This window comes from Pseudoalteromonas sp. A757 (assembly GCF_004103285.1).
GTDB lineage: Bacteria > Pseudomonadota > Gammaproteobacteria > Enterobacterales > Alteromonadaceae > Pseudoalteromonas > Pseudoalteromonas galatheae.
This window is the reverse complement of record NZ_QNQN01000074.1, coordinates 583419-587012: the sequence shown is the minus strand read 5'-3', so window position 1 is coordinate 587012 and position 3594 is coordinate 583419. Positions and strand designations below refer to the sequence as shown.

Here is a 3594-nt window from a genome sequence, read left to right as displayed (position 1 = left end):
CAAAAGTACTTACTTTTAAGGATGGGAAAACAATGGATCACGCACTTTCTTTGGAATTGGATCCGACAACGATTGCAGCAGACTCTCGGATACATGACTTATCTGAGGTTAAACAAAGCGGCATGGCATGGGTGAAAAACCACGTTCAAGAGGTGAATAACTGGGTTGAGCGAGATGGTTTTGCGTTGCTTCGTGGCTTAAATATTGTGAGCACGAATCAGTTTAGCGCCATACTTGAGACCTTGTTTGGTGAGCGTTTAAGCCAGTATGTTTATCGCTCTTCACCACGAACGGCACTGAACAACAATATTTACACCACCACAGAATATCATGCCGATCAAGTGATCCTGCAGCATAACGAAAATGCTTACTCCAATGTTTGGCCGATGCGAATGGGCTTTTTTTGTGTGATCCCAGCAACTACGGGTGGGTGCACACCACTTGCCGACAGCCGTGAAGTATATCGTCGTATTCCCGGTGAATTAAGAGATAAGTTTGAGCGTTTAGGTGTGCAGTACGTGCGTAACTACGGTGATATTGACCTACCTTGGCAAGAGGTTTTTCAGACCGAGAGTAAAGCCGAGGTTGAGCAATATTGCCGACAAAATGAAATCGAATTTACTTGGCTTGATGATAAAAGGCTACAAACCAAGCAATGGCGTCCGGCGGTCATGCGCCATCCAAAAAGTGGTGAAAAGGTATGGTTTAATCAAGCTCACTTGTTCCACTGCTCGAGCCTAGATAATCAACTCAGTGCACAAATGCGTGACAGTATCGGCAGTGAATTTTTACCTCGTAACGCCTTTTTTGGTGATGGTAGCGAAATAAGTGACCAAGACATCAAGCTCATCAATCAGGTTTATCAAGACCTCAGTTTTGCTTACCCATGGCAAAGAAACGATATTTTGCTGCTGGATAATATGCTGTTTACTCATGGTAGAGAGGCCTACACAGGCACTCGTAAAGTACTAGTTGGCATGGCAAATATCGCGTCAGCATAACTAGTTGGTACTCATTCCGATGAAAGTCGGGCAACAACATTTGTTAGTGGTTACGTGGTTGGCAATGTAAGGAATTTGAACAATGAAATGGCTAATACAACTACGGCTAAGAATGATGATGCTATTTTGCATCACCTTAGCACTGGCTTCTTGTTTGCAGAAAAAGAGCGTCGCAGATAATCACACCATTATGCCGAATCAATTAGAGATGATAGCGACGGTGGTGAATGAATACTGCGATGCCAACCTATTCTTTGGCACGGTTTATATCACCTCGGTTGATAAGGTGGTGTACCAGTCCAACTGCGGACCACAGAACATGCAATATGATGTTGATAACAGTGTTAAGTCTAAGTATCGCATCGGTTCCAATACCAAAGCATTTTCGGCTGCTATTTTAATGAAGATGTTAGATGGTAAGGACTTGCGGCAGGAAACCATTGGCGCTCACTTGCCTTGGTACCCAGATAACCAATGTGCGGATGTTTCGCTGCATCATTTGCTTACCATGTCATCAGGGATCAATAACTACAGCGATAATGAAGCCGTATACGATAACTACGGTTGGCGGCCTTATTTATACAACTCGAGTCTAGATCTTAACGGTCCGGAAGATTTTAGTAATCGTTTTTGCACCTGTAGTGCTGAAGCGGGGCAAAATGGTACACCGTCATTTACGCCCGGCAGCAAGTATGAATACAGCAACTGTAACTACTATCTCATCGGTAATATCATCGAGCAGTTAGCGGCTGGCAAACAAGGCAATATTGGTCGTGAGTATTGGTTTGCCAATATCGTTCAAGAGCAAATTCTAAATCCGCTTAGCATGACGGACAGCGGCTCTTACAGTGCGATTGGTGTCTATTCAAATATGACCACAGGTTATATTTATAATCAAAACCAATACTTACCCCTTGCGAATGGCCGTCCACCAGCTACAGGAGGCCCTGCACCTTATGAAGATATTTTAGTGAATCCATATAGCAACCCTTTGGTACTGTATTCCGCTGGAGATTTATATTCCACAGTGGAGGACATGCATAAGTGGGATCAAGGCTTGTATGGCACTCAAATCTTAAATGATACCCAGAAACTAGCGGCCTTTGCTCCCTACTCTAACACTGGTAGCAGCGACGAGTGTGAATACTATGGCTATGGTTGGTTTGTGACTTATGTCGACCCAAACCAGTACGGCAAAGTGGCAAATTGCCCCGAAAACCCAGCCGATGCAAATCTCAGAATGTATGAAAAATTCTTACAGTACTCTGGTAGTTACCCCTATTCATGGGTGACCAGTTTCACCCGTTTACTGGAACGAGATCAAAGCATCATGGTGTTTAGCAACTATGTGAAAGAGGGGATTGAGTCAGATTGTATCGCCAAGGAGATCCGCAACATTATCTTCTATAGTGACAAACACCGTACCGAGCAATGCCAGCAAGATTTGAATCAGGCATAACGCGGTAGGGAAAAATACCGAGCTTTCGCGCTCGGTTAAACAAATTAATAGAACGCCTGCAGTAGGTGGCAACGTTTCGCTCAGTTGTATTTGTGACACTGTGCAGATCCTTGGTTGTTCTTAGGTTTACTTCTTCATCATGGATGAAGGCGGTAAAGCTCAGAGTTGAATAAGTGCAACTTGTTTGATTTTGGGTACTAGGGCAAGTGCCAACATGGTGCTTGATGAGTTCGACAACTGTTTAAATAAATCATAGAGGATGAATTATGGCAGTGACAAAAACAGCGAAGGATGACAAGGCGAGCGATGCTCCAGAACAACAGGAATCACAACTTGTTGCTGATGAAGACAGAGCAGCCGTTGCTCAGCTGATTGTCGACAAATACACAAAATGGTCGTTTGGCTCTGGGTTTATTCCCGTTCCTGCGGTTGATTTAGTGGCGTTGACAGGGATCCAAATGAAGATGATAGGCGAAGTAGCAAAAGTCTATGGTCAATCATATGGTGACAACAAGCTGCGTGGCACAGTAAGCGCGTTGATCGGCGGCTCTTTTCCACAAACCTTAGGGGGCGCGGGACTAAGCAGCTTTTTGAAGGCGGTTCCTGTACTTGGCACGTTAAGCGCAATCGCATTTATGCCAGTTGTGTCTGCGGCATCAACACACGCAGTAGGCGCAACTTTTGTTCGACACTTTGAAAATGGCGGCACGCTGATAGACCTGAATCTAGCAAGTATGAAAGGGGATATCGCAGACATCGCAGCTAAGTATCGTGCAAATAAAGGGAATGCGGACGCAACAGCTACAGCGGAAAAAGCCACAGTATAACCGATACTGGCTGACATAAACCGGCAGGCAACTGCTGGTTTATTCTTCGCACCGAATTTATCAACAACTTGGAGAAAATTATGCTTATCGCTTTATATTTAGTGTTATGCATTTTAACTGGTTATTGGGGACGAAACACCTTTGCAGGGCCCGTGGGCTTCTTTTTAATTTCGTTAATGTTTACGCCTATTGTTGGCTTGATCATTTTACTCGTTGGGCAAAAGCGCAAGCCCACAGAGGTGAATGACGAGGAATGAGAGCTTGCTGGTAAAACTGAACGATTTATAAATATAACTTAATGTTTTAA

4 protein-coding genes are annotated in these 3594 nt (G+C 44.2%); all 4 read left to right on the top strand.

All coding sequences use genetic code 11. The features are described from left to right. Positions 1–32: 32 nt before the first annotated feature. The 4 genes from DRB05_RS22155 (at position 33) to DRB05_RS22770 (ending at position 3544) form a co-directional block, all read left to right on the top strand. A complete protein-coding gene (locus tag DRB05_RS22155) occupies positions 33–1001 on the top strand; it encodes a TauD/TfdA family dioxygenase (protein WP_128728840.1) in 969 nt (322 codons plus the stop codon). Between the two features lie 82 nt (positions 1002–1083). Next, positions 1084–2460: a serine hydrolase domain-containing protein gene (locus tag DRB05_RS22150; RefSeq protein ID WP_128728839.1), complete on the top strand. Its 1377-nt coding sequence runs from the start codon at positions 1084–1086 to the stop codon at positions 2458–2460. Between the two features lie 266 nt (positions 2461–2726). Continuing rightward, positions 2727–3287, top strand: a complete 561-nt coding sequence (locus DRB05_RS22145) for a DUF697 domain-containing protein (RefSeq protein ID WP_010607109.1) — start codon at positions 2727–2729, stop codon at positions 3285–3287. Positions 3288–3367: 80 nt separating this feature from the next. Continuing rightward, positions 3368–3544 carry a hypothetical protein gene (locus DRB05_RS22770; RefSeq protein WP_017217212.1) on the top strand — a complete coding sequence of 59 codons (177 nt, stop codon included), beginning with the start codon at positions 3368–3370 and terminating at the stop codon, positions 3542–3544. Positions 3545–3594 lie beyond the last annotated feature (50 nt).

Bases quoted from the DNA above. Each gene is read 5' to 3' on its own strand.
- DRB05_RS22155 (WP_128728840.1), top strand. From the start codon at position 33: ATGGATCACGCACTTTCTTTGGAATTGGATCCGACAACGATTGCAGCA.
- DRB05_RS22150 (WP_128728839.1), top strand. From the start codon at position 1,084: ATGAAATGGCTAATACAACTACGGCTAAGAATGATGATGCTATTTTGC.
- DRB05_RS22145 (WP_010607109.1), top strand. From the start codon at position 2,727: ATGGCAGTGACAAAAACAGCGAAGGATGACAAGGCGAGCGATGCTCCA.
- DRB05_RS22770 (WP_017217212.1), top strand. From the start codon at position 3,368: ATGCTTATCGCTTTATATTTAGTGTTATGCATTTTAACTGGTTATTGG.